The organism is Pseudomonas proteolytica, from assembly GCF_007858275.1.
Lineage (GTDB): Bacteria > Pseudomonadota > Gammaproteobacteria > Pseudomonadales > Pseudomonadaceae > Aquipseudomonas > Aquipseudomonas proteolytica.
In genome coordinates, this window is sequence record NZ_VFEV01000005.1 from 80,493 (window position 1) to 102,907 (window position 22,415).

Sequence of the window (22,415 nt, forward strand, 5' to 3'; positions counted from 1 at the left end):
GCGACCACGTAGGCCAGGAAGAAGAAAATCAGGGTGATAGCGCCGAGGACGGCGAGACCGCCGACCAGCACGTACCAACGGGTCAGGCGATCCTTGAGCGCGCGGATGCGGCGCTTGCGTTGCAGCTCAGGCGTATTGAAGTCAATGCGCTTGGGAGGAGAAGTCGTCGTCATGGTGGAATTGGCCAGATCATTCATGCGCACACCCTAGCGATCCTGTATGACAGAAAGATGACAATGCAGTGACGCAAGAAATCCGCCGCATAGCAGGGCTGGCAGCGGACCGAAAAATTAGGAGTTCTGTAGGAGCGAGCTTGCTCGCGAAAAACGTCAAGGCACCGCGTTGACTCAGAGACGGCGCGTGATCGTTAACGCTTTTCGCGAGCAAGCTCGCTCCTACAGAAAAGGCCGGCTTTACCCGGCCCCGTAGCTTATTTGCCTTCTTTCAAGCCCAGGTCAGCCAGTGTCTTTTCAACCACTTTAGCTGGCAGTGGGATGTAGCCGTCCTTGACTACAACTTCCTGGCCCTGCTTGGACAGAACCAGTTTCACGAACTCGGCTTCCAGCGGGGCCAGAGACTTGCCCGGGGCTTTGTTGATGTACACGTAGAGGAAGCGCGACAGCGGGTACTTGCCGTTCAGGGCGTTCTCTTCGGTGTCTTCGACGAACTCGCCGCCTTCTTTCTTGGCCAGGGCCACGGTTTTCACGCTGGCAGTCTTGTAGCCGATGCCCGAGTAACCGATACCGTTGAGCGAAGAGCTGATGGACTGCACGACCGAAGCCGAGCCTGGCTGTTCGTTGACGTTAGGCTTGTAGTCACCTTTGCACAGGGCTTCTTCCTTGAAGTAGCCGTAGGTGCCGGATACCGAGTTACGACCGAACAGCTGCACTGGCTTGTTGGCCAGGTCACCGGTCACACCCAGGTCGCCCCAGGTCTTGACGTCAGCCTTGGCGCCGCACAGGCGAGTCGACGAGAACACGGCATCGACTTGAGCCATGGTCAGGTGCTTGATCGGGTTGTCTTTGTGTACGAATACAGCCAGGGCGTCCACGGCCACCGGGATAGCAGTCGGCTTGTAGCCGTACTTCTGCTCGAAAGCCTGCAGTTCGTTGTCCTTCATCTTGCGGCTCATCGGGCCCAGGTTAGCGGTGCCTTCGGTGAGTGCAGGCGGCGCGGTGGAAGAACCGGCGGCTTGAATCTGGATGTTGACGTTCGGGTATTCTTTTTTGTAGTTCTCGGCCCACAGAGTCATGAGGTTGGCCAGAGTATCGGAGCCGACACTGGACAGGTTGCCCGATACACCAGAGGTCTTGGTGTAGGGCTTGATCGCAGGGTCAACAGCGGCGACCGCGTTGGCAGTGGCTACGCCAGCAGCGACAAAAGTCATTGCCGCCATCAAACGCTTCAGTTTCATGCCTTACTCCTAGCAGATAGGGATAGTTGGATCGGGGCCAAGTATCGGTAGGCCGTGTGAACACTCTATGTCTGGAATATGACAATTAGATGAAAGGCCAGTATTGGCAGCGCAAGCGGATACGGGAGAGGAGCTGAGTAAATGCGGGGGCGAGGCGAGGAATTGCGGTAATTCAGAAACACTCTGTAAACGTTGACTGCCTACAACACCTTGCCGGCGATGGAGCCCTTGAGTCTTACGCTGACCAAGGGACGCCATCGCCGGCAAGCCGGCGCCTACAGGTTCAGCGCCCGCGCTTCCACAGGTACCCGCCCACGACCATCCCCATCACACAGAGGATGGCAACGTAGTAAGCCGGGCCCATCGGGCTTTCTTTCATCAGCAGCGATACCACCAGCGGCGTCAGACCACCGAACACGGCGTAGGCAACGTTGTAGGAGAACGACAGGCCGCTGAAACGCACTACCGGCGGGAAAGCCTTGACCATCACGTAGGGCACCACGCCAATGGTGCCGACAAACAAACCAGTCAAGGCATACAGCGGGAACAGCCAGTCCGGGTGATCCAGCAGGCTGTGATACAGCGTCCACGAGGTCGCGAGCAGCAACGCGCAACCGGCGACCAGCACACGGCCCGCACCAAAACGGTCAGCCAGCGCGCCGGACGCGATACAGCCAAAGCTCAAGGTGACGATCGCCAGGCTGTTGGCCTGCAACGACACCGTCGGGCTGAAGTGGTAGATGGTCTGCAGCACCGTCGGAGTCATCAGGATGACAACGACAATGCCGGCCGACAGCAGCCACGTCAGCAACATCGACAGCACGATGGCGCCACGGTGGTCGCGCAATACCGCACGCAACGGCAACTCGGCCGCCAGGGTCTTGCGCTGCTGCATCTCGGCGAAGATCGGCGTTTCGTGCAACCAACGGCGCAGGTACACCGAAAACAGGCCGAATACACCGCCCAACAGGAACGGAATCCGCCAGGCGTAATCGGAGACCTGCTCCGGGGTGTAGGCCGTGTTGATCGCGGTGGCGACCAGCGAGCCCAGCAAAATTCCGCCGGTCAGGCCGCTGGTCAGGGTGCCGCAGGCGTAGCCGATATGCCGTGGCGGTACGTGCTCGGACACAAACACCCACGCCCCCGGCACTTCGCCACCAATCGCCGCGCCCTGGATCACGCGCATCAGCAGCAACAGGATCGGTGCCCACAGGCCAATCTGCGCATAGGTTGGCAGCAGGCCCATGATCAGGGTCGGTACGGCCATCATGAAGATGCTCAGGGTGAACATCTTCTTGCGCCCCAGCAGGTCGCCGAAGTGCGCCATGATGATCCCGCCCAGCGGCCGCGCCAGGTAGCCGGCGGCGAAGATGCCGAAGGTCTGCATCATGCGCAGCCATTCAGGCATGTCGGCGGGGAAGAACAGCTTCCCGACCACCGTGGCGAAGAACACGAAGATGATGAAGTCGTAGAACTCCAGCGCACCGCCCAGGGCGGACAGCGACAGGGTCTTGTAATCGTTGCGGTTCAGCGGGCGGGCGGGCGGCGCAATGCTTGAAGGCACTGTGGTCATGGCAAGGCTTCTCTTATTAGGTCAGATCAGGAATCCGCAACGGCTTGGGTTTGGCCCGGCAGGTCCGGCAAGATAGCAAATTGCCCGGAAAAGCACAGTCTAAACGCCTGCACGGCGGTTGGCGCCAACTCGCAAAGTCACCCCCTTGCGAGGCCCGCCCGTTCCCTCTTCGAATTATTGTCGGGGACCGAAAACGCCAACAAATACTGGGGCGCCGGGTTCAAAATAAACAATGGTCAAACCCCTCAAGTTGCATGACTGTTTTGGCCATTTTATTGACGCCTGCCAAACCTTGTAGATAGATGTACAAAATCAGGACCCGGTGGTCGTCGTGCAGGCTATCGACCGATATACTCCCCACCTTGCACCGGCCTATCAGTGGAAGTTGCGCGAAAACGTCGTTGGCACCGGCCAGCCGATTTCGCAGAGTTTCCCTTCAGGCGCCTTTCGAAAAACGTGACGAACGTAGTATGTTCGGGGCTGAATCGTTTTTCCAAGACGGCTATTCACCGATTACATATTCCAAGAGTCACGGGTCAGAGGCACCCCCGGCATGATCGAACTCGAACAAGAAGATCCTATCCCGCAAGGCGATCTCGCCCTGCAAATCACCGCACTTCCCCGTGAAACCAACGGTTTCGGCGATATTTTCGGCGGCTGGCTGGTCGCGCAGATGGACCTGGCCGGCACGGCAATGGCCAGCAAGGTCGCCGGCGGCCGCGTGGCTACCGTGGCGATCGATCGCATGGCGTTCCTGGTTCCGGTGGCGGTGGGCGCGCAGTTGTCCTTCTACACCCAGGCCCTGGAAATCGGCCGCAGCTCGATCCAGATGATGGTCGAAGTGTGGAGCGATGACCCGCTGTCCAGCGAATGGCGCAAAGTCACCGAGGCGGTGTTTGTGTTCGTCGCCATTGATGGCAGCGGTCGCACCCGCTCGGTTCCGTCACGGGCGCGTTAAACCTCACGGCGGTTTGACGGTCCATTGCCCCATTGCCTGTCATTAAGAGAGCCCTGTATGCCTACGCCCCACCTTGAAACCGTGAAAATGGATGAGCTGGACTGCTGGCGCATCCGCCACAACGGCGCCGAAGTGCTGGTGGCCCAGCAGGGTGCGCACGTCTTCAGTTACCAGCCGGCCGATGCAAAACCGGTGATCTGGCCCAACGACAAGGCGGTGTTCAAGCAAGGCAAAGGCATCCGTACCGGCGTGCCGGTGTGCTGGCCGTGGTTTGGTGTATTCGAGCGCAACCCGCAAAGCGTCAAGGCGATGCGCCAGAGCGACCAGCCGGCCGGCGCCCATGGCTTTGCGCGTACCGCCATCTGGACCTTGGTCGGCGTGCAAGACAATCGGGTTGAATTGGCGCTCATTGCGCCAGCGGGCGGTTTCCCTGGCTGGCCGCATCAGGTCGATCTGAACATGAGCCTGCTGCTGGACGAGCAACTGCATATCCGCCTGACCAGCCACAACCGTGGCACCGACACGGTGACGATCAGCCAGGCGCTGCACAGCTACTTCGCCGTCAGCGATGTGCGCAACGTGCAGGTCGAAGGCCTGGATGGGCTGGACTATATCGATACCGCCGACGGTTGGGCGACCAAGAAGCAATCGGGCCTCCTGCACTTCACTGCCGAGACCGACCGCATCTACCTCGACACCCCGGCCCAATTGAACATCGTGGATAAAGACTGGCAGCGGCGTATCCAGCTCACCAGCGAAGGGTCGAAATCGACCGTGATCTGGAACCCCTGGACCGAACGCGCCAAGGCTTTCGATGACATGGCCGACGATGGCTGGCAGGGCATGCTGTGCATCGAGACGGCCAATGTGCTGGACGATGCAGTGGTGCTGGCACCGGGTGCGAGCCACACCATGGGCGTGAGCATCGCCAACCTGCCCGTGTAGACCCAATGTGGGAGCGGGCTTGCCCGCGATAGCGGTGGGTCAGTTAACGAAATGTCGACTGATACACCGCCATCGCGAGCAAGCCCGCTCCCACAGGGGGGGATTTGTGGCGCTGGTTACAGGTCTGACTCCTGCACCACCCGCACCACACCCGCATCCAGCGCATACGCCGCATCCGCCAGGTCGTTGTTCACCGTCTCCACCTTCAACGTGCCGGTGACCCACAACGGCGTGTAGATATCATCGAGCTTCAGGCCCTTGGGATAGCGCACCAACACCAACTGGTTGGGCGGTGGCGGCGGCACGTGGATGCAAGCGCCCGGGTACGGCACCAGGAAGAACAGGGTACTGCGGCCCTTGGCATCGGTTTCCAGGGGCACCGGATAGCCACCCAGGCGGATGTGCTTGCCATTCATGGCGCCCACGGTCTTGGTCGAATACATCACGGCCGGCAAGCCCTTGCTCTGCTTCAAGCCACCCTTTTCGGTAAAGGTGCCCAGGGCCTCTGGGGAGTTGTGGTCGATATCCGGCATTTGTTCGAGGGCTTTCTGGTCTGACTTGGGCATCAGTTCCAGCCAGTCGGTTTCCGGCAGCTCAGCGGCGTGGGCCAGGCTTGAGCCCAGCAAAAGGACAGTCAACAGGAGGCGGCGCATGAAGGTGGCTCGGCAAATAAGAACAGTGCCGGCATTCTAGCCCCCTGCGCCTGCGCAGCGCAGAGGGCTTGTCGCTAAATCACTTCTTTTTCAGCAGACCGTAGATCACCAGCAACACAATGGCACCTACCAACGCGCCAATGAAGCCTGCGCCCTGGCCTGCCTGGTAGATACCCAGCGCCTGGCCACCATAGGTCGCCGCCAGGGAGCCGGCGATACCCAGCAGGATGGTCATGATCCAGCCCATGCTGTCGTCGCCTGGTTTCAGGAAACGCGCCAGCAGGCCGACGATCAAACCGATAAAGATGGTCCCAATGATACCCATGGCATTTCCCTCTGAATGAAAGTTAGCTGAAGCCTAGTCAGACTTTGGCATCCTGCAATCAGAGGATGGCGGTCACCAATGGTTCCCGCCGCCCCCAGGGTTATTGCGCAGCGATCAGCGCCTGGACCTTGGCGATTTGCGCATCAAGCGTCGCGCGGTCCTTGCAACGCAGGTTGGCGTGACCGACCTTGCGCCCGACCTTGAAAGCCTTGCCATAGTGATGCAGGTGGCAGTCATCAATCGCAATGACCTGCTCAACCGGCGGCACCACGCCAATGAAGTTGAGCATCGCGCTCTCGCCGACCTTGGCCGTGGAACCCAGTGGCAAGCCCGCTACCGCCCGCAGGTGGTTTTCGAACTGGCTGCACTCAGCGCCTTCGGTGGTCCAGTGCCCGGAGTTGTGCACGCGCGGGGCGATTTCGTTGGCCTTGAGGCCACCGTCGACTTCAAAGAACTCGAACGCCATCACGCCGACATAATCCAGTTGCTTCAATACGCGGCTGGAATAGTCTTCGGCCAGGGCCTGCAACGGGTGATCGGTGCTGGCCACGGACAACTTGAGGATGCCGCTGTCGTGGGTGTTGTGCACCAACGGGTAGAAGCGGGTTTCGCCATCACGGGCGCGTACGGCCACCAGTGAGACTTCGCCGGTGAACGGCACGAAGCCTTCCAGCAGGCAGGCGACGCTGCCGAGTTCTGCGAACGTGCCGACCACATCGGCTTCGGTGCGCAAGACTTTCTGGCCCTTGCCGTCATAACCCAGGGTGCGGGTTTTCAGCACGGCCGGCAGGCCGATGCTGGCGACGGCAGCATCCAGGTCCGCCTGGGACTGGATATCGGCGAACGCCGGGGTCGGAATGCCCAGGTCCTTGAACATGCTCTTTTCGAACCAGCGGTCACGGGCAATGCGCAGCGCTTCGGCGCTCGGGTACACCGGCACGAATTGCGACAGGAACGCCACGGTTTCAGCCGGCACGCTCTCGAACTCGAAGGTCACCAGGTCGACTTCATCGGCCAGTTGGCGCAAGTGGTCTGGGTCGCTGTAGTCCGCCCGCAGGTGTTCGCCCAGGGCCGCCGCACAGGCGTCCGGCGCCGGATCAAGAAACGCGAAGTTCATCCCCAGCGGAGTGCCCGCCAAGGCCAGCATGCGACCCAGTTGGCCGCCACCGATTACACCGATTTTCATCAATCAACAACCTCAGGCGATGCGTGGGTCTGGATTGTCCAGGACGCTGTCAGTCTGTTCGGCGCGGAATTTCTTCAGGGCCGCGTGGAACTGTGGATGCTTGGCGCCCAGGATACTGGCAGCCAGCAATGCCGCGTTGATCGCACCAGCCTTGCCGATCGCCAGGGTCGCTACCGGAATCCCGGCGGGCATCTGCACGATGGACAACAGCGAATCCACGCCCGAGAGCATCGACGACTGCACCGGCACGCCGAGCACCGGCAAGTGGGTCTTGGCCGCACACATGCCCGGCAAGTGGGCTGCGCCACCGGCACCGGCGATAATCACCTCGATGCCACGGGATTCTGCTTCATCGGCATACTGGAACAGCAGGTCTGGCGTGCGGTGGGCAGAGACCACCTTCACTTCAAACGCAATGCCGAGCTTTTCCAGCATATCGGCGGTGTGGCTAAGGGTGGACCAATCGGACTTGGAGCCCATGATCACGCCAACCAATGCACTCATCGTCGTGCCTCTTCTCTCTGGGCGCCCGCAGGCGCGTCAAAAAACAACAAGCCACGCGGGAAATCCGGCGTGGCTTGTTGTACGAATTAAGGCCGGTTGGACCGGCCGAAGGCCGCGCAGTATACCGTAATAATGCAGATAAACAGCCCCTTGGGTGACCATCTGTCTTACACCTCAAACAGGCGGTTTTATTGACTTTCAGGTCAGCGAAAACACCACAAAATACTGTGGGAGCTGGCTTGCCTGCGATAGCGGTGTATCAGCTGACATTTCAGGCACTGACCCTCCGCCATCGCAGGCAAGCCAGCTCCCACATTTAACCGCGCTCAGCCGCCGGGGACTGCGCCGCGCCGCCTTCCAGCTTGCGCCACAACAACCGCACGTTGGCCTTGCGCACCAACGCGCAGCGATACAACCGGATCTCCAGCGGCACATGCCATTGCGGGCCGCCGCACACCACCAGCTCGCCGCGCGCCAGTTCGGCGCGCACGCTCAACTGTGGCACCCAGGCAATTCCCAATCCTTCCAGGGCCATGCTTTTCAGGCTGTCGGCCATCGCGGTTTCGTAAATCGTGGTGAAGCGCAGGGCACGTTGGCGCAAGAGCAGATTGACCGAGCGCCCGAGAAACGCACCCGCACTGTAGGCCAGCAGCGGCACACTGCCCTCGCCCTCCAGGTCAAACAACGGCTTGCCATCGGCATCGGCGGCGCATACCGGGAGCATTTCGGTGTTGCCCAGGTGCAACGACGGGAAAATGTCCGGGTCCATCTGCATCGCCGCATCCGGGTCGTAGAACGCCAGCATCAGGTCGCACCCGCCTTCGCGAAGGGCATGCACGGCGTCGCCGACGTTGGTGGCCACCAGACGTGTGGCGATGTTCAGCCCTTCGTTGCGCAATTGCGCGATCCAGCGTGGGAAAAAGCCCAACGCCAGGGAGTGAGCGGCAGCCACTTGCATGACTTCGCCCTGGCCACCTTCCAAATGATGCAAATGGCGCAGTACTTCGCCCAATTGCTCGACCACCGTGCGCGCGGTGACCAAAAACAACTGCCCCGCCGCGGTCAGTTCGACGGGCGTGCGCGAACGGTTGACCAACGTCAGCCCCAGGGCCGCCTCGAGGCTGCGGATGCGTCGACTGAAGGCCGGCTGGGTGACGAAGCGCCGCTCCGCTGCCTGGGAGAAGCTGCGGGTGGCCGCCAGGGCGCTAAAGTCTTCCAGCCATTTGCTTTCAAGGTTCATCTGATTCTCCAGAGCATGCACCATTTTGGCACACACGCCCGCCATGATAACCGGGTCACATCAACATTATGCCGTTTGTGCATAGGCCAGTGCTTAATAGCATTGGCCCAAAAACTCCCACAAGCCTAGCATTCACAGCGTTCCGGCCTAGCCCGGGTCCATATCGAGATGATTTCCGTCATGTCCTCCGCTGCATCATTCCGCACAGAAAAAGACCTGCTTGGCGTACTTGAAGTACCTGCTCAAGCGTATTACGGCATCCAGACCCTGCGAGCTGTGAATAACTTCCGTCTCTCCGGCGTTCCGATTTCGCATTACCCGAAATTGGTGGTCGGTCTGGCAATGGTCAAGCAAGCCGCCGCTGATGCCAACCGCGAGCTGGGCCAGCTCAGCGAAGCCAAGCACGCTGCCATCAGCGAAGCCTGCGCCCGCCTGATCCGCGGTGACTTCCACGAAGAGTTCGTGGTGGACATGATTCAAGGCGGCGCTGGCACTTCAACCAACATGAATGCCAACGAAGTCATCGCCAACATCGCGTTGGAGGCCATGGGCCACAACAAGGGCGAGTACCAATACCTGCACCCCAACAACGACGTGAACATGGCGCAGTCGACCAACGACGCCTACCCGACCGCGATCCGCCTGGGTCTGCTGTTGGGCCATGACGCGCTGCTGGCCAGCCTCGACAGCCTGATCCAGGCGTTCGCCGCCAAAGGTGTCGAGTTCGGCCACGTCCTGAAAATGGGCCGCACCCAACTGCAAGACGCCGTGCCGATGACCCTCGGCCAGGAATTCCGCGCCTTCGCCACCACCCTGGGTGAAGACCTGGCACGCCTCAAAACCCTGGCTCCGGAGCTGCTGACCGAAGTCAACCTGGGCGGCACCGCCATCGGTACCGGCATCAACGCCGACCCGCGCTACCAGGCCCTGGCCGTACAACGCCTGGCCACCATCAGCGGCCAGCCGCTGGTACCGGCGGCCGACCTGATCGAAGCCACCTCCGACATGGGCGCTTTCGTGCTGTTCTCCGGCATGCTCAAGCGTACCGCGGTGAAGCTGTCGAAGATCTGCAACGACTTGCGCCTGCTGTCCAGCGGCCCACGTACCGGGATCAACGAGATCAACCTGCCAGCGCGTCAGCCAGGCAGCTCGATCATGCCCGGCAAGGTCAACCCGGTGATCCCGGAAGCCGTGAACCAGGTAGCGTTCCAGGTCATCGGTAACGACTTGGCCCTGACCATGGCGGCCGAAGGCGGCCAGCTGCAACTGAACGTGATGGAGCCGCTGATCGCTTTCAAGATCTTCGACTCGATCCGCCTGCTGCAACGCGCCATGGACATGCTGCGCGAGCACTGCATCGTCGGCATCACCGCCAACGAGGCCCGCTGCCGCGAACTGGTGGAGCACTCCATCGGCCTGGTCACGGCGCTGAACCCGTACATCGGCTATGAAAACGCCACCCGCATCGCGCGTATCGCCCTTGAAAGCGGCCGCGGCGTGCTGGAACTGGTGCGTGAAGAAGGCTTGCTCGACGACGCCATGCTCGACGACATCCTGCGCCCGGAAAACATGATTGCCCCGCGTCTGGTGCCTTTGAAGGCCTGAACGCATGTAGCACCGCTCACCAGGTTGAGGGACTAGACACCTCTCACCCTTTTGAGGGCTTGAAGACTTGCTCTTCAGGCCCTTTTTTTTGCCTTTTTTAACGCCTGCCCCCTGTAGGAGCGAGCTTGGCTCCGGGCGGCGTTCCGACGAAAAACCCGAGACCGCCGCGCTTATCCAGGAAGCCCGCGTTTTCGTTAACGTTCTTCGCGAGCAAGCTCGCTCCTACAACTACCTATATAGAAACGCACAGCTGCGTTTTATATATAAAACAAATAAGCCCCTTCGTAACTTCTCCGCGTTACCCGAAAAAGCACCGAGTTCTCGCAACTTCCCAAAACATGCCCGGGCAGTGTGCAATTTCGTGCCATATAAGAACCAACGTTTCATATATGAAACATTAAGCCTGCAACTATTTATATCCAAACAACTGATATCAAAAGACATTTACTAAAAAACTGTAGGAAATAACCCCCTGGCATTGTTCATGCACTAAACGGCGTATCACCTATAAAACAGACCAGAGAACCTACCTGATGGCTGTGAAAGAGATGTACGCCGTGACGCCCCAATGGAATAACCCCGCTCTCAAGGAAGAGCTGGAGCCGACTGAAATTGAATTTCGCAATGTCGGTAAATGTTTCCCGGCAAAGGGTAAAGCGGACGCGCCCTTCGCCATTCGCGAGGTGAACTTCAAGATTCGCCGGGGTGAAGTGGTGTCGATCATCGGCCCATCCGGTTGTGGCAAGAGCACCATTTTGAATATGGGCTCGGGCCTGTACCGGCCCAGCGAGGGTGAAGTGTTCGTCGGTGGCGAGCCGGTCACCGGGCCCGTGCCGCAGGTCGCGTTCATGTTGCAAAAGGATCTGCTGATGCCTTGGCGCAGCATCCGCCGCAACGTGGAGCTGGGCCTGGAGATCCAGGGCGTGCCCGCCGCCACCCGGCAGAAGGTGGCCCTGGACCTGCTCGACCGCTGCCACCTCAACGGCTACGCCGATCACTACCCGTTCCAACTCTCCGGCGGCATGCGCCAGCGCGCCGCCCTGGCTCGCACCCTGGCCATCGACCCACAAGTGCTGTTCCTCGACGAGCCGTTCTCGGCCCTCGATGCCCAGACCAAGATGATCCTGCAACAGGACATGGCACGGATGCTGTTCGACGAAAAGAAGACCGCCCTGTTCATCACCCATGACCTGATCGAAGGCATCGCCATGTCCGACCGGTTGCTGGTCATGAGCGCGCGCCCCGGCACGATCATCGAAGAAATCAGCATTGACCTGCCGTTTCGCGACAACCCCCTGGAGCGCCGCAAGCTGCCGGAAATCGGCCCGCTGGTAGGCCGCCTGATGGAGTTGCTCCAGGTCGGCGCCGACACCGAACTGCACTGATCACCGCCCTCGCGGCCCCCAACCGATTCAGGAGTCCCCATGCTCAAGTCTCTGTTTCAACGTCTTTGCGCCCTCAGCCTGGGCCTCGGTATCGCCTGCGCCGCCCAGGCACAGCCGACCAAGGTCACTTACCTGCTGCCGGCGCCGCCCAACTCGCCCGCGTTCGCACCGTGGATCATCGCCAAGGAGAAGGGCTACTACACGGCCCAGGACCTGGACCTGACCTTTATCGCCGCCAAAGGTGGCGTGGACGTGGCCAAGCAGATCGGCGCCGGTAACGCGCTGATCGGCGGCGCCATCGGTGACACGCCGATTGTGGTGCGGGCCAATGGCATCCCGGTGCGCGCCGTGGCGGTGCTGGGTGACGGCGGGGTGACGATGATCGCCACCAATGCCAAGGACAACATCAACAGCATCAGCGACCTCAAGGGCAAGACCATGACGGTGATGTCGTACTCCGACACCACTTACTACGCCCTGCTCGCCTCGCTGCGCAAAGCCGGGCTGGGCAAGAACGACGTGGACATCCAGGCCGCCGGCCCCGCCGGAGTCTGGCAGCTGTTCTCCGCCAACAAGGCCCAGGCCATGGCCGGCGTACCGGACTGGGTGATCAATGCCCAGGAAGCCGGGGTGCAGATCAAGCTGATCCCCCAGGACCAGATCTTCGAAAGCATGGCCCAGGCGATTCTCGCCTCGGACGACGCCATCAAGCACCAGCCCCAGGTTGTGCGCGGCGTGGTGCAGGGCACCCTGCAAGGCATGCGCGACATCATCCAGGACCCGCGCGCCGCCGCCGTGACCTTCGCCAAGGCGGTACCGGCCTACGCCGGCAAGGAAGACTCGCTGGAGAAGATCTTCAAGCTCTACGTCGAACACGTCTACGCCAAGCAAGCCGTGCTCGGCCACATCGATCCGGAGCATCTGGACAAGGTGCGCCAGTTCTATGTCAGCGAAGGCATCGTCACCCAGGCGACCCCGCTTGAAGAGCTCTTCACCAACCAATTCGTCGACAGCCCGGTCGCCGCACAGTGAAGCACCGGGACATTGAGGTACGCACACGATGAAAAACAACAACTCCGTGCTCGGTAGCGTCGCGCTGCTGATCCTGTTCCTGGTGCTGTGGCAATGGGGTCCGGGCCTGCTCGGCATGCCCGAGTTCGTCATGCCCAAACTCAGCCGCGTGGCCCAGGAAAGCCTGGTGATGTGGCAAACCGGCGGCCTGCTGCAACACACCCTGATCACCGCCCTGGAGATCGTCGTCGGCTTCGCCCTCGGCGCCCTGCTCGGCGTGATGATCGGTGTCTCGCTGGGCCTGTCGCCGGCCGCCGAAGCCATGTTGTCGCCGTACATCCTGGCGTTGCAGATCGCCCCCAAAGTCGCCTTTGCGCCGCTGTTCGTGATGTGGCTGGGCTACACCATCTACCCGAAGATCCTGATCGCCATCCTGATTGTGTTTTTCCCGGTGATGATCAACGTGCTCTCGGCGATCCGCACCGTCGACCCGGACATGATCAACCTGGTACGCACCATGAACGCCAGCCGCTGGCAGATCTTCCGCCTGGTGGAGTTCCCATCGGCCATGGCCGCGCTGTTTTCCGGCCTGCGTATCGCCTCGACCCTGGCGGTGATTGGCGTCACCGTCGGTGAGTTGGTGGGCGGCAACCAGGGCCTGGGCTTCTTGCTGGTGGACGCCGAGGGCCAGGGCAACACCGCCGGTGTGTTCGTCGCCATTGTGGCGCTGACCCTGATTGGGGTGATCGCCTACGGTGCGGTGGTGTGGGCGGAAAAACGCGTCCTGCACTACATGCCCAAAGCCATGTTGAGCACTCAATGATGAGCGGCCATGACCTTTTGCTTGCAGGCCGCCGCGTGCTGGTCACCGGCGGTGCCCGTGGCCTGGGCTATGCCTTTGCCCAGGCCATCGGCCAGGCCGGCGCCCGCGTGGTGATCGCCGATGTGCTGCACGAACGTGTGCAGCAGGCCGCCGCCGAATTACGGGCGCTGGGCCTTGACGTACAGGCCGTGACGGTGGACCTGGCGCAACCCGCATCGATCCAAGCCTGTATCGACGCGACGATCAGCCTGCTCGGCGGCCTCGACGGCCTGGTCAACAACGCCTCGATCACCAACTCCGGCGGCAAGAGCTGCGAAGAGCTGAGCATCGACACCTGGGACCAGGTGATGCAAGTCAACGTGCGCGGCACCTGGCTGATGACCACCGCCTGCCTGCCGGCCCTGCGCGCCAGCGGCCAGGGCGCCATCGTCAACCTGGCCTCGGACACCCCGCTGTGGGGCGCGCCGAACCTGTTGGCGTATGTCGCCAGCAAAGGCGCAATCATCGCCATGACCCGCAGCCTGGCGCGGGAACTGGGCAGCGACAACATCACCGTCAACGCCATCGCCCCCGGCCTGGTGCTGGTGGAAGCCACCGCCTACGTGCCCGAGGCGCGCCACCGTTTGTACAACGACCAGCGGGCCCTGCAGCGCCCGCAATTGCCCGAAGACGTCAGCGGCGCCGTGCTGTTCGCGCTGTCCGACCTTGCCCGCTTTATCACTGGACAAACCCTGCCGGTCAACGGCGGGTTCGTCATGCCTTGATCTGGAGACTGTCATGACTGATCTATCTGCCCAAAACGACACCCCAAAAAGCTGGGATCGCCCTGCCGGCGCCAGCCTGGAAAGCTGGATGAATACGCGCATTGCCCGCTACGAGACGCGCAAGTACGACTGGGATGCGCTGAAGTTCCAGGCCGACTACGACCCCAAGTTCCGCCGCGCGCAAATGCGCTACATCGGCACCGGCGGTACCGGCATCAGCACCGACATGAACACCATCCCGTCGGAGCACTTCACCTTTTCCACCATGGTCATCCCGGCCGGCCACGAGGGCCCGCCACACCTGCACATTGACGTCGAAGAAGTGTTCTTCGTGCTGCGCGGCAAACTCAAAGTGGTGCTGGAAAAGGACGGCGAACGCTTCGAAACCATCCTCACCGACCGCGACGTGATTTCCGTGCCGCCTGGCGTGTACCGCGAAGAGATCAACATCGGCGACGAAGACGCGCTGATGTGCGTGATGCTCGGCGCGAAAAAGCCGATCACCCCGACCTATCCGCCAGAGCACCCTCTGGCCTCGATCAAGCGCGGGTAAGCCCATGTTGCCAGGACTCACTCAAGCCGCGCCGACGGCCCACCTGCAAGCCCAACTGCAGCGCGATTTCCCCCAGCAGCTGGTCACCTCGGCAGGTGGTCAGCAGGCCCTGCGTGTCTGTGGCACGGGGCCTGCGGTGGTGTTGCTGCACGGCATCGGCTCCGGGGCGGCGTCCTGGCTGCAGGTGGCACAGCATCTGGCGGCCCAGGCTCGGGTCATCGCCTGGGATGCACCGGGTTATGGCGACTCCAGCCCCCTGGAGTCGCAAGTGCCCAAGGCCGAGCAATACGCCGCGCGCCTGGTACAGATGCTCGATGCGCTGCAGGTGGATGAGTGCGTGCTGGTCGGCCATTCCCTGGGCGCGCTGACCGCCCTGGCATTGGCCCGCAGCGCCCAGGCCAAACGCGTGAGCCGCCTGGTGCTGATCAGCCCCGCTCGCGGCTATGGCGCGCCCGAACGTAGCCCGCAGCGCCAGCAAGTACGCCAGCAACGCCTGGACAACCTGCAACGCCTGGGCATCGCCGGGCTGGCCGCACAACGCAGCGCGCACATGCTGTCACCGCGTGCCCAGCCCGAAGCACTGGCCTGGGTCCACTGGAACATGGCGCGCCTCAACCCGCTGGGCTATCGCCAGGCCATCGAATTGCTGTGCGGCGACGACCTGCTGCGCCACGGCCAACCAGCGATGCCCTGCGACGTGCATTGCGGCGAAGCCGACGCCATCACCACCCCCGACACCTGCCTGGGCGTGGCCAAGGCCCTGGGTGCCAGCTTCAACCTGATCGCCGACGCAGGCCATGCCAGCCCCATCGAACAACCGCTGGTGGTTGCCGGTCGCCTGGCCTACGCCCTCAAACAATCCCTGACAGGTAGAACCTTATGAACGACTCAGATCTGCTGAAGGATGCCCAGGACAAATACATCGTGCCGGGCCTGGAGCGCGGCTTGCTGCTGCTCTGCGAGTTCAGCCGGCGCAACCGCACCCTGACGGCGCCGGAGCTGGCACGGCGCCTGGCGCTGCCGCGCTCGACCATCTTCCGCCTGCTGACCACCCTGGAAACCATGGGCTTCGTCACCCGCAGCGGCAACGAATACCGCCTGGGCATGTCGGTGCTGCGCCTGGGCTTCGAGTACCTCGCGTCGCTGGAGCTGACCGAACTGGGGCAGCCACTGCTGGCGCGGTTGTGCGACCGGGTGAACTACCCCAGCAACCTGGTGGTGCGCGATGGACGTTCCATCGTGTACGTGGCCAAGGTCTCGCCGCCGTCGGTGTTCTCCAATGCGGTCAACGTCGGCACCCGGTTGCCGGCCCATGCCACGGTGCTGGGGCGCATCCTTCTCGAAGACCTGTCGCTGGCCGAACTGCGCGAGCTGTACCCCGAGGAGCATCTGGAACAGCACTCCCATTGCACACCCAAAACCGTGATGGAGCTGTTCGACTTGCTCCAGGCCGACCGCCAACGCGGTTTTGTCAGCGGCGAAGGATTCTTTGAGTCGGCGATTTCCACAGTCGCCGCCCCCGTACGCGACCAGAGCGGCGACATCGTGGCGGCCCTTGGCGTGACCATCCCCACCACGCAAATCGGTCATGTGAACTTTGAAGAGCTGTTGACCCAGGTCCGGCGCAGCGCCGACGAGTTGTCGCGCTTGCTCAACTACAACGGCGGCGCCCACAGCGGCCAGCCCCGCGTCACTGCCTTGATGAGAGATTGAGATGAGCCTTTATCCATTGCAGGGCCGCACCGCAATCGTCACCGGAGGCTCCTCGGGCATTGGCCTGGCGTGCGTCGAACTGCTGCTGGAAGCCGGCGCCAGCGTCGCGTTCTGCGGCCGCGATGCAGAGCGCCTGCAACGTGCCGAAAACGACCTGCGCCAGCGCTTCCCTCAAGGCCGGCTGCTGGCCCAGGTGTGCGATGTGCTCGATGGCGAAGCGGTCAACGCCTTTGCCAGCGCCAGCCAGGCCGCGCTTGGCGCCGCCAGCGTGCTGATCAACAACGCCGGGCAAGGCCGGGTCTCGACCTTTGCCGACACCACCGACAGCGCCTGGACCGAAGAACTGAACCTGAAGTTTTTTTCGGTGATCAACCCGGTCCGTGCCTTCAAGCCCCAGCTGCAAAACCAGGCCGACGCCGCCATCGTCTGCGTCAACTCACTGCTGGCCAGCCAGCCGGAGCCGCACATGGTCGCCACCTCGGCCGCCCGCGCCGGGATCAAGAACCTGGTGCGCTCGATGGCTACCGAATTCGCCCCCCAGGGCATCCGCGTCAACGGCATCCTGATTGGCCTGGTGGAATCGGGGCAATGGCGCCGGCGCTTCGAAGCGCGTGAAGAACGCGACCTCGACTGGGCGCAATGGACCGCCCGCCTGGCCCAACAAAAACATATTCCCCTGGGGCGCCTGGGCCTGCCGCTTGAAGCGGCCCGCGCGATCCTGTTTCTGGCCTCGCCTCTGTCGGCTTACACCACAGGCAGCCATATCGATGTATCCGGAGGCCTGTCTCGCCATGCGTAATGAAAACACTGTCACCGTGGGCGCTGCCATCACCGCCTTTCTCGAACAATGCGACGTCAAGGCCGCGTTTGGCGTGATCTCGATCCACAACATGCCGATCCTCGATGCCTTCGCCGTGCGCGGCAACATCCGCTTTGTCATGGCCCGGGGTGAAGCCGGCGCCGCCAACATGGCCGATGCCTATGCCCGCACCACCGGAGGTCTGGGCGTGTGCCTGACTTCCACCGGCACCGCCGCCGGCAATGCCGCTGGCGCCATGGTCGAAGCACAGACCGCCGGCACGCCGCTGCTGCACATCACCGGGCAGATCGAGACGCCGTACCTGGACCAGGAGCTGGCCTATATCCACGAAGCCCGCGACCAGTTGAACATGCTCAAGGCGGTGTCCAAGGCCGCCTTCCGCGTGCGCAGCGTCGAGACCGCCATCAGTACCCTCAAGCTCGCGGTGCAGACCGCCCTCACCGCGCCCACCGGCCCGGTCAGCGTCGAGATCCCGATCGACATCCAGTCGACCTTTATCCCGATGCCCACCGACCTGTCGCCGCTGCCGATCCCGGTCGCCGTGCCGCCGCCGGAAGCCCTCGACCTGGTGGCCGAGCGCCTGGCCAATGCCAAGCGCCCAATGCTCTGGCTCGGTGGCGGCGCACGGCATGCCGGGCCGCAGGTCAAACGCCTGCTGGCGATGGGTGTGGGCGTGATCACGTCGACCCAGGGCCGTGGCGTGGTCAATGAAGACGACGAGCGTTGCCTGGGGGCCTTTTCGCAAAACAAGCGGGTCGAGCAGTTCCTGCAAACCTGCGATGCCCTGCTGATCGCCGGCTCACGCCTGCGCAGCAACGAGACCTTCAAGTACGCGCTCAAGCTGCCCCAGAACACCCTGCGCATCGACGCCAACCCGGCCATCGAAGGCCGCAGCTATGCCAGCGAACTGTTTATCTGCGGCGATGCAGCCCTGGCCCTGGCCGGCTTGGCTGATCGCCTGGAAGGCCGCCTGCACACCGACCCGCAGTTTCTTAGCGAGCTCAAGGCCGTGCGCGAGCAGTCGCGCAGCCAACTGGTGGCGGACCTGGGACCGTACTCGGCGATGGTCGAGCAATTGCAGGCGAGCACCGGGCGCAACTTCTCCTGGGTGCGCGATGTGACCCTGTCCAACAGCATCTGGGGCAACCGCCTGCTCAACCTGTACCACCCGCGCGCCGGGGTGCACGCCCTCGGTGGCGGGATCGGCCAGGGTTTGGCGATGGGTATCGGTGCGGCCGTGGCAGCGGCTGAAACCGCGCCCGAGCGCAAGGTGTTTGCCTTGGCGGGCGACGGCGGGTTCATCCTCAACCTCGGTGAGCTGGCGACCCTGGTGCAGGAGCGCGCCAACCTGGTGATCCTGCTGATGAACGACCAGCGCTACGGGGTGATCCGCAATATCCAGGACGCGGTCTACGGCAGCCGCCATTGCTACGTCGACCTGCACACCCCGGACTACACCAAGCTCGCCGAATCCATGGGCCTGCGCCACGGCCTGGTCACCGACCTCAAGGACTTCGGCAAGGTGGTCGACAGCGCCCTGAGCCAGCCCGGCCCGTTCCTGCTGGAAGTGGACATGCTCAGCGTGGGCAACTTCGCCACCCAGTTCGCCGGCCCGCCCAACAGCGAAACCAAAGCCCAGAAGGCCACCGCCTGAGGATCGTCGCATGTTGCATATCACCATGATCGGCTGCGGCGCCATTGGCGTCGGCGTGCTGGAGCTGCTGGAGAACGATCCGCAGCTGTGCGTGGATTACGTCATCGCGTCCCAGGGCTCCGAAGCCCTGGTACGTCAGCGCCTGGCCAGTTTCAAACAGCCGCCGCAGGTGCTCACGGCATTGCCCGCCGACGCCCGCCCGGATTTGCTGGTGGAGTGCGCCGGCCACCGGGCCATCGAGGAGCATGTGCTGCCGGCCCTGGAGCGCGGCATTGCCTGCCTGATCGTCTCGGTCGGCGCCTTGTCCGAAGTGGGCCTGGTCGAGCGCCTGGAAGCCGCCGCTGAACGCGGCAAAACCCGCATCGAGCTGCTGCCCGGCGCGATTGGCGGCATTGATGCGTTGTCGGCGGCCAAGGTCGGCGGCCTGGACTCGGTCAACTACACCGGGCGCAAGCCGGCCCGGGCCTGGAAGAACACCCCCGGCGAGCAGGCCTGCGATCTGGATTCCATCAGCCAAGCCACGGTGATCTTCCAGGGCAGTGCCCGCGAAGCGGCGCGGCTGTACCCGAAAAACGCCAACGTCGCCGCCACCCTGTCCCTGGCCGGGCTGGGCCTGGATCGCACCCATGTGACGTTGATCGCCGACCCCCACAGCGACGAAAACGTCCACCACTTCGAAGCCCGTGGCGCCTTTGGCCGCTTCGAGTTGAGCCTGCGCGGCAAGCCGCTGCTGGCCAACCCCAAGACCTCGGCGCTGACCGTGTACAGCGTGGTCCGTGCCTTGGGCAACCACGCCCATGCCATCTCAATCTAGGAGCCCGTCGATGACCCTCGAACAGACTTTACCGATCTGCATCGCCGGCCACTGGCGCCAGGGCCGTGGCGAGCGCTACGCCAGCCACTACCCGGCCACCGGCGAACCCGTAGCCTGGCTCAATGCCGCCGATCTACAGGATGTGGAAGACGCCATCCAGGGCGCGCACCAGGCGTTCCTGCACAGCGACTGGGCCCAGCGCAAACCCCACGAACGGGCCGCCGTGCTGTACCGCATTGCCGAGCTGATCCGCCTGCACAGTGAAGAGCTGGCGCAGTTGCAACGCCAGGACAATGGCAAGCCGATCAATGAAACCCGGGCGCTGGTAGCGAGTGCTGCCGGTACCTTCCAGTTCTTCGCCGCTGCCTGCGAAACCCTGGAAGAAACCATCACCCCGTCGCGCGGTGATTTCGTCAGCATGAGCGTGTACGAGCCGATGGGCGTGGTCGCCGCGATCACCCCATGGAACTCGCCGATTGCCAGCGAGGCGCAAAAGGTCGCCCCGGCCCTGGCCGCGGGCAATGCGGTGGTGATCAAGCCGGCAGAAATCACCCCGCTGCTGGCCCTGCGCCTGGCGCGCCTGTGCGAAGAGGCCGGCCTGCCCAAGGGCCTGATCAGCGTGTTGCCGGGCAAGGGTTCATTGCTCGGTGATGCGCTGACCCGCCACCCGCTGGTCAAGCGCGTGTCGTTCACCGGCGGCACACGCACCGGCAAGCACATCGCCCATATCGCCGCCGACAAGATGATGCCGGTGTCTTTGGAGTTGGGCGGCAAGTCGCCAACCATCGTCCTGGATGACGCCGACCTCGACCACGCAGTGGCCGGTGTGCTGTACGGCATTTTCAGCTCCTCGGGCGAAGCGTGTATTGCCGGTTCGCGGCTGTTTGTTGCGCGCGCCTTGTACGAACCCTTTATGCAGCGCCTGGTGGCCGCCGCCGCCAACCTGCGCATGGGCGACCCGGCCGACGAAAACACGCAGATGGGCCCCCTGATCAGCGCCGGCCATCGTGAATCGGTGGAGCGTTATGTCGCCCTCGGCCTGGCCGAAGGTGGGCGCCTGCGCCTGGGCGGGCAGCGCCCCAGCGGTGGCCTGTATGACCAGGGTTACTTCTACCCGCCAACCATCCTCGAGGGCCTGCACAACCAACAGCAGGTGTGCCAGGAAGAAATCTTCGGCCCGGTGCTGGTGGCCATGCCATTCGACGATGAAGAGCAACTGCTGGAGCAGGCCAACGACAGCCTGTACGCCCTCGCGGCCGGCATCTGGAGCCGTGACTACAAGCGCGCCTGGGCCCTGGGCCGGCGCTTGCAGGCCGGCACGGTGTGGATCAACACCTACAAGCAGTTCTCGATCTCCACGCCGTTCGGCGGTTGGCGCGACAGTGGCCTGGGCCGCGAAAAAGGGCGCCTGGGGATCCTGCAATACATGGAACAGAAGAGCCTCTACTGGGGCATGAACCAACAGCCACTGGCCTGGGCCGGTGTGCCACACGAGGTAGCGTGATGAGCGTTTTAGGTATTGATGAAGTCACCTATGGCGTCGAGGACCTCGACACCTGCGTGCGGTTTTTCAGCGACTGGGGCTTGAAGCAGGTCAGCACCCAGACGAACGAAGTGATCTTCGAAACGCTCAACGGCTGCCGCGTAGTACTCGCCGACCTGAACAAACCGGGCCTGCCGCCCGCCATCGAAGCCGGCTCCACCGTGCGCGAAGTGGTGTGGGGTGTGGCCGACGCAGCGGACCTTGCGCTGTACGCCGAACGCATCGCCAACGATCCGGGTTTTGTCGAAGGTAACGGGCGCATCGGCTGCACCGACCCCAACGGCCTGGCGATCCGCCTGCAAGTGACGCGCAAGCGCGAGCTGCAGATCGAGTGCAGCGGCCACAACACCTGGCAGACCAAGGGCCGGATCAACAAGGCCGCGCCGATCTACGAGCGCGCCACGCCGATTGAAGTCGGCCACGTGGTGTTTTTCGTCAAGGATGTGAACGCCTGCGAAGCCTTCTACCACGAGCGTTTCGGCTTCCAGGCCTCGGACCGCTACCCGGATCGCGGGGCGTTCTTGCGCACCGCCGAAGAAGGCGGCCATCACGACCTGTTCATGCTGCAACTGCCGGCGCCACGGGCCGGGCTGAACCATGTGGCCTTTACCGTACGCGATGTGCATGAGGTGTTTGGCGGTGGCATGCATGTGTCGCGCAGCGGCTGGCCGACCGAAATCGGCCCGGGGCGCCACCCGGTGTCTTCAGCGTTTTTCTGGTACTTCAAGAACCCCGCCGGCGCGCTGGTGGAGTACTACGCCGACGAAGACCAACTGACCGGCGAATGGCAGCCGCGCACCTTTGAGCCGGGGCCCACGGTGTTCGCCGAGTGGGCGATTGCCGGTGGCATCGACGGCAATACCCGACGCCAGCAACACGTCGAGGCGCCGCAAGGCAAGTTCCTCACCGACAAACCCAAATCCTGAGCAGGA

Annotated in this window: 22 protein-coding genes; 15 read left to right on the forward strand and 7 right to left on the reverse strand. The window is 62.9% G+C overall.

Annotation, left to right across the window (positions count from 1 at the left end; genetic code table 11):
- Positions 1-430: 430 nt before the first annotated feature.
- Both FIV38_RS05355 and FIV38_RS05360 read right to left on the reverse strand, forming a co-directional pair.
- On the reverse strand, positions 431-1,414 hold the full coding sequence (locus FIV38_RS05355; protein ID WP_092232194.1) for a phosphate ABC transporter substrate-binding protein PstS: 984 nt from the start codon (positions 1,412-1,414) through the stop codon (positions 431-433).
- Positions 1,415-1,697: 283 nt separating this feature from the next.
- On the reverse strand, positions 1,698-2,978 hold the full coding sequence (locus FIV38_RS05360) for an MFS transporter (protein ID WP_169851367.1): 1,281 nt from the start codon (positions 2,976-2,978) through the stop codon (positions 1,698-1,700).
- A gap of 562 nt (positions 2,979-3,540) precedes the next feature.
- On the opposite strand from FIV38_RS05360, the gene FIV38_RS05365 reads away from it, so the two are divergent.
- Both FIV38_RS05365 and FIV38_RS05370 read left to right on the forward strand, forming a co-directional pair.
- Complete coding sequence (locus FIV38_RS05365) at positions 3,541-3,945, forward strand: acyl-CoA thioesterase (protein WP_003176975.1); 405 nt, start codon at positions 3,541-3,543, stop codon at positions 3,943-3,945.
- A 57-nt stretch (positions 3,946-4,002) separates the two neighbouring features.
- The gene (locus FIV38_RS05370; protein ID WP_092232197.1) at positions 4,003-4,890 is read left to right on the forward strand and encodes a D-hexose-6-phosphate mutarotase; all 888 of its coding nucleotides are present in this window, start codon (positions 4,003-4,005) and stop codon (positions 4,888-4,890) included.
- A 116-nt stretch (positions 4,891-5,006) separates the two neighbouring features.
- On the opposite strand, the gene FIV38_RS05375 is transcribed toward FIV38_RS05370, so the two are convergent.
- The 5 genes from FIV38_RS05375 to FIV38_RS05395 all read right to left on the reverse strand — a co-directional run bounded on the left by FIV38_RS05375 (position 5,007) and on the right by FIV38_RS05395 (position 8,798).
- Positions 5,007-5,543 (reverse strand): DUF3299 domain-containing protein, encoded by a 537-nt coding sequence (locus tag FIV38_RS05375; RefSeq protein ID WP_029289947.1) that lies wholly within the window; start codon positions 5,541-5,543, stop codon positions 5,007-5,009.
- A gap of 79 nt (positions 5,544-5,622) precedes the next feature.
- On the reverse strand, positions 5,623-5,868 hold the full coding sequence (locus tag FIV38_RS05380; RefSeq protein WP_029289950.1) for a GlsB/YeaQ/YmgE family stress response membrane protein: 246 nt from the start codon (positions 5,866-5,868) through the stop codon (positions 5,623-5,625).
- 100 nt (positions 5,869-5,968) lie between these two features.
- Entirely contained in the window at positions 5,969-7,054 is a 1,086-nt protein-coding gene (locus tag FIV38_RS05385; RefSeq protein WP_092232200.1) for a 5-(carboxyamino)imidazole ribonucleotide synthase, read from the reverse strand.
- Positions 7,055-7,066: 12 nt separating this feature from the next.
- The gene (gene purE / locus FIV38_RS05390) at positions 7,067-7,558 is read right to left on the reverse strand and encodes a 5-(carboxyamino)imidazole ribonucleotide mutase (protein ID WP_029289954.1); all 492 of its coding nucleotides are present in this window, start codon (positions 7,556-7,558) and stop codon (positions 7,067-7,069) included.
- A gap of 316 nt (positions 7,559-7,874) precedes the next feature.
- A complete protein-coding gene (locus FIV38_RS05395) occupies positions 7,875-8,798 on the reverse strand; it encodes a LysR substrate-binding domain-containing protein (RefSeq protein WP_092232203.1) in 924 nt (307 codons plus the stop codon).
- 180 nt (positions 8,799-8,978) lie between these two features.
- On the opposite strand from FIV38_RS05395, the gene aspA reads away from it, so the two are divergent.
- The 13 genes from aspA (at position 8,979) to FIV38_RS05460 (ending at position 22,409) form a co-directional block, all read left to right on the forward strand.
- Positions 8,979-10,403 carry an aspartate ammonia-lyase gene (gene aspA / locus FIV38_RS05400; RefSeq protein ID WP_038444539.1) on the forward strand — a complete coding sequence of 475 codons (1,425 nt, stop codon included), beginning with the start codon at positions 8,979-8,981 and terminating at the stop codon, positions 10,401-10,403.
- Positions 10,404-10,951: 548 nt separating this feature from the next.
- Positions 10,952-11,788 (forward strand): ABC transporter ATP-binding protein, encoded by an 837-nt coding sequence (locus FIV38_RS05405; protein WP_050492657.1) that lies wholly within the window; start codon positions 10,952-10,954, stop codon positions 11,786-11,788.
- Between the two features lie 39 nt (positions 11,789-11,827).
- Positions 11,828-12,820: an ABC transporter substrate-binding protein gene (locus FIV38_RS05410; RefSeq protein ID WP_092232206.1), complete on the forward strand. Its 993-nt coding sequence runs from the start codon at positions 11,828-11,830 to the stop codon at positions 12,818-12,820.
- A 28-nt stretch (positions 12,821-12,848) separates the two neighbouring features.
- Positions 12,849-13,622: an ABC transporter permease gene (locus tag FIV38_RS05415; protein WP_029289965.1), complete on the forward strand. Its 774-nt coding sequence runs from the start codon at positions 12,849-12,851 to the stop codon at positions 13,620-13,622.
- The gene (locus FIV38_RS05420; RefSeq protein WP_371923836.1) at positions 13,622-14,386 is read left to right on the forward strand and encodes an SDR family oxidoreductase; all 765 of its coding nucleotides are present in this window, start codon (positions 13,622-13,624) and stop codon (positions 14,384-14,386) included. The genes FIV38_RS05415 and FIV38_RS05420 overlap by 1 nt, the downstream gene beginning before the upstream one ends.
- Before the next feature lie 13 nt (positions 14,387-14,399).
- Complete coding sequence (locus FIV38_RS05425; RefSeq protein WP_014720525.1) at positions 14,400-14,939, forward strand: cupin domain-containing protein; 540 nt, start codon at positions 14,400-14,402, stop codon at positions 14,937-14,939.
- Positions 14,940-14,943: 4 nt separating this feature from the next.
- Positions 14,944-15,822 (forward strand): alpha/beta fold hydrolase, encoded by an 879-nt coding sequence (locus tag FIV38_RS05430; RefSeq protein ID WP_092232212.1) that lies wholly within the window; start codon positions 14,944-14,946, stop codon positions 15,820-15,822.
- Positions 15,819-16,652, forward strand: coding sequence for an IclR family transcriptional regulator (locus tag FIV38_RS05435; protein ID WP_029289973.1), 834 nt, complete (start codon positions 15,819-15,821; stop codon positions 16,650-16,652). The genes FIV38_RS05430 and FIV38_RS05435 overlap by 4 nt, the downstream gene beginning before the upstream one ends.
- A 1-nt stretch (position 16,653) precedes the next feature.
- On the forward strand, positions 16,654-17,451 hold the full coding sequence (locus FIV38_RS05440) for an SDR family oxidoreductase (RefSeq protein WP_092232215.1): 798 nt from the start codon (positions 16,654-16,656) through the stop codon (positions 17,449-17,451).
- Positions 17,444-19,126, forward strand: a complete 1,683-nt coding sequence (locus FIV38_RS05445) for a thiamine pyrophosphate-binding protein (protein ID WP_092232218.1) — start codon at positions 17,444-17,446, stop codon at positions 19,124-19,126. The genes FIV38_RS05440 and FIV38_RS05445 overlap by 8 nt, the downstream gene beginning before the upstream one ends.
- Positions 19,127-19,136: 10 nt before the next feature.
- Complete coding sequence (locus FIV38_RS05450) at positions 19,137-19,940, forward strand: aspartate dehydrogenase (protein ID WP_070996686.1); 804 nt, start codon at positions 19,137-19,139, stop codon at positions 19,938-19,940.
- A 10-nt stretch (positions 19,941-19,950) separates the two neighbouring features.
- On the forward strand, positions 19,951-21,444 hold the full coding sequence (locus tag FIV38_RS05455) for an aldehyde dehydrogenase (RefSeq protein WP_092232221.1): 1,494 nt from the start codon (positions 19,951-19,953) through the stop codon (positions 21,442-21,444).
- Complete coding sequence (locus FIV38_RS05460; RefSeq protein ID WP_092232224.1) at positions 21,444-22,409, forward strand: VOC family protein; 966 nt, start codon at positions 21,444-21,446, stop codon at positions 22,407-22,409. The genes FIV38_RS05455 and FIV38_RS05460 overlap by 1 nt, the downstream gene beginning before the upstream one ends.
- Positions 22,410-22,415: the final 6 nt, after the last annotated feature.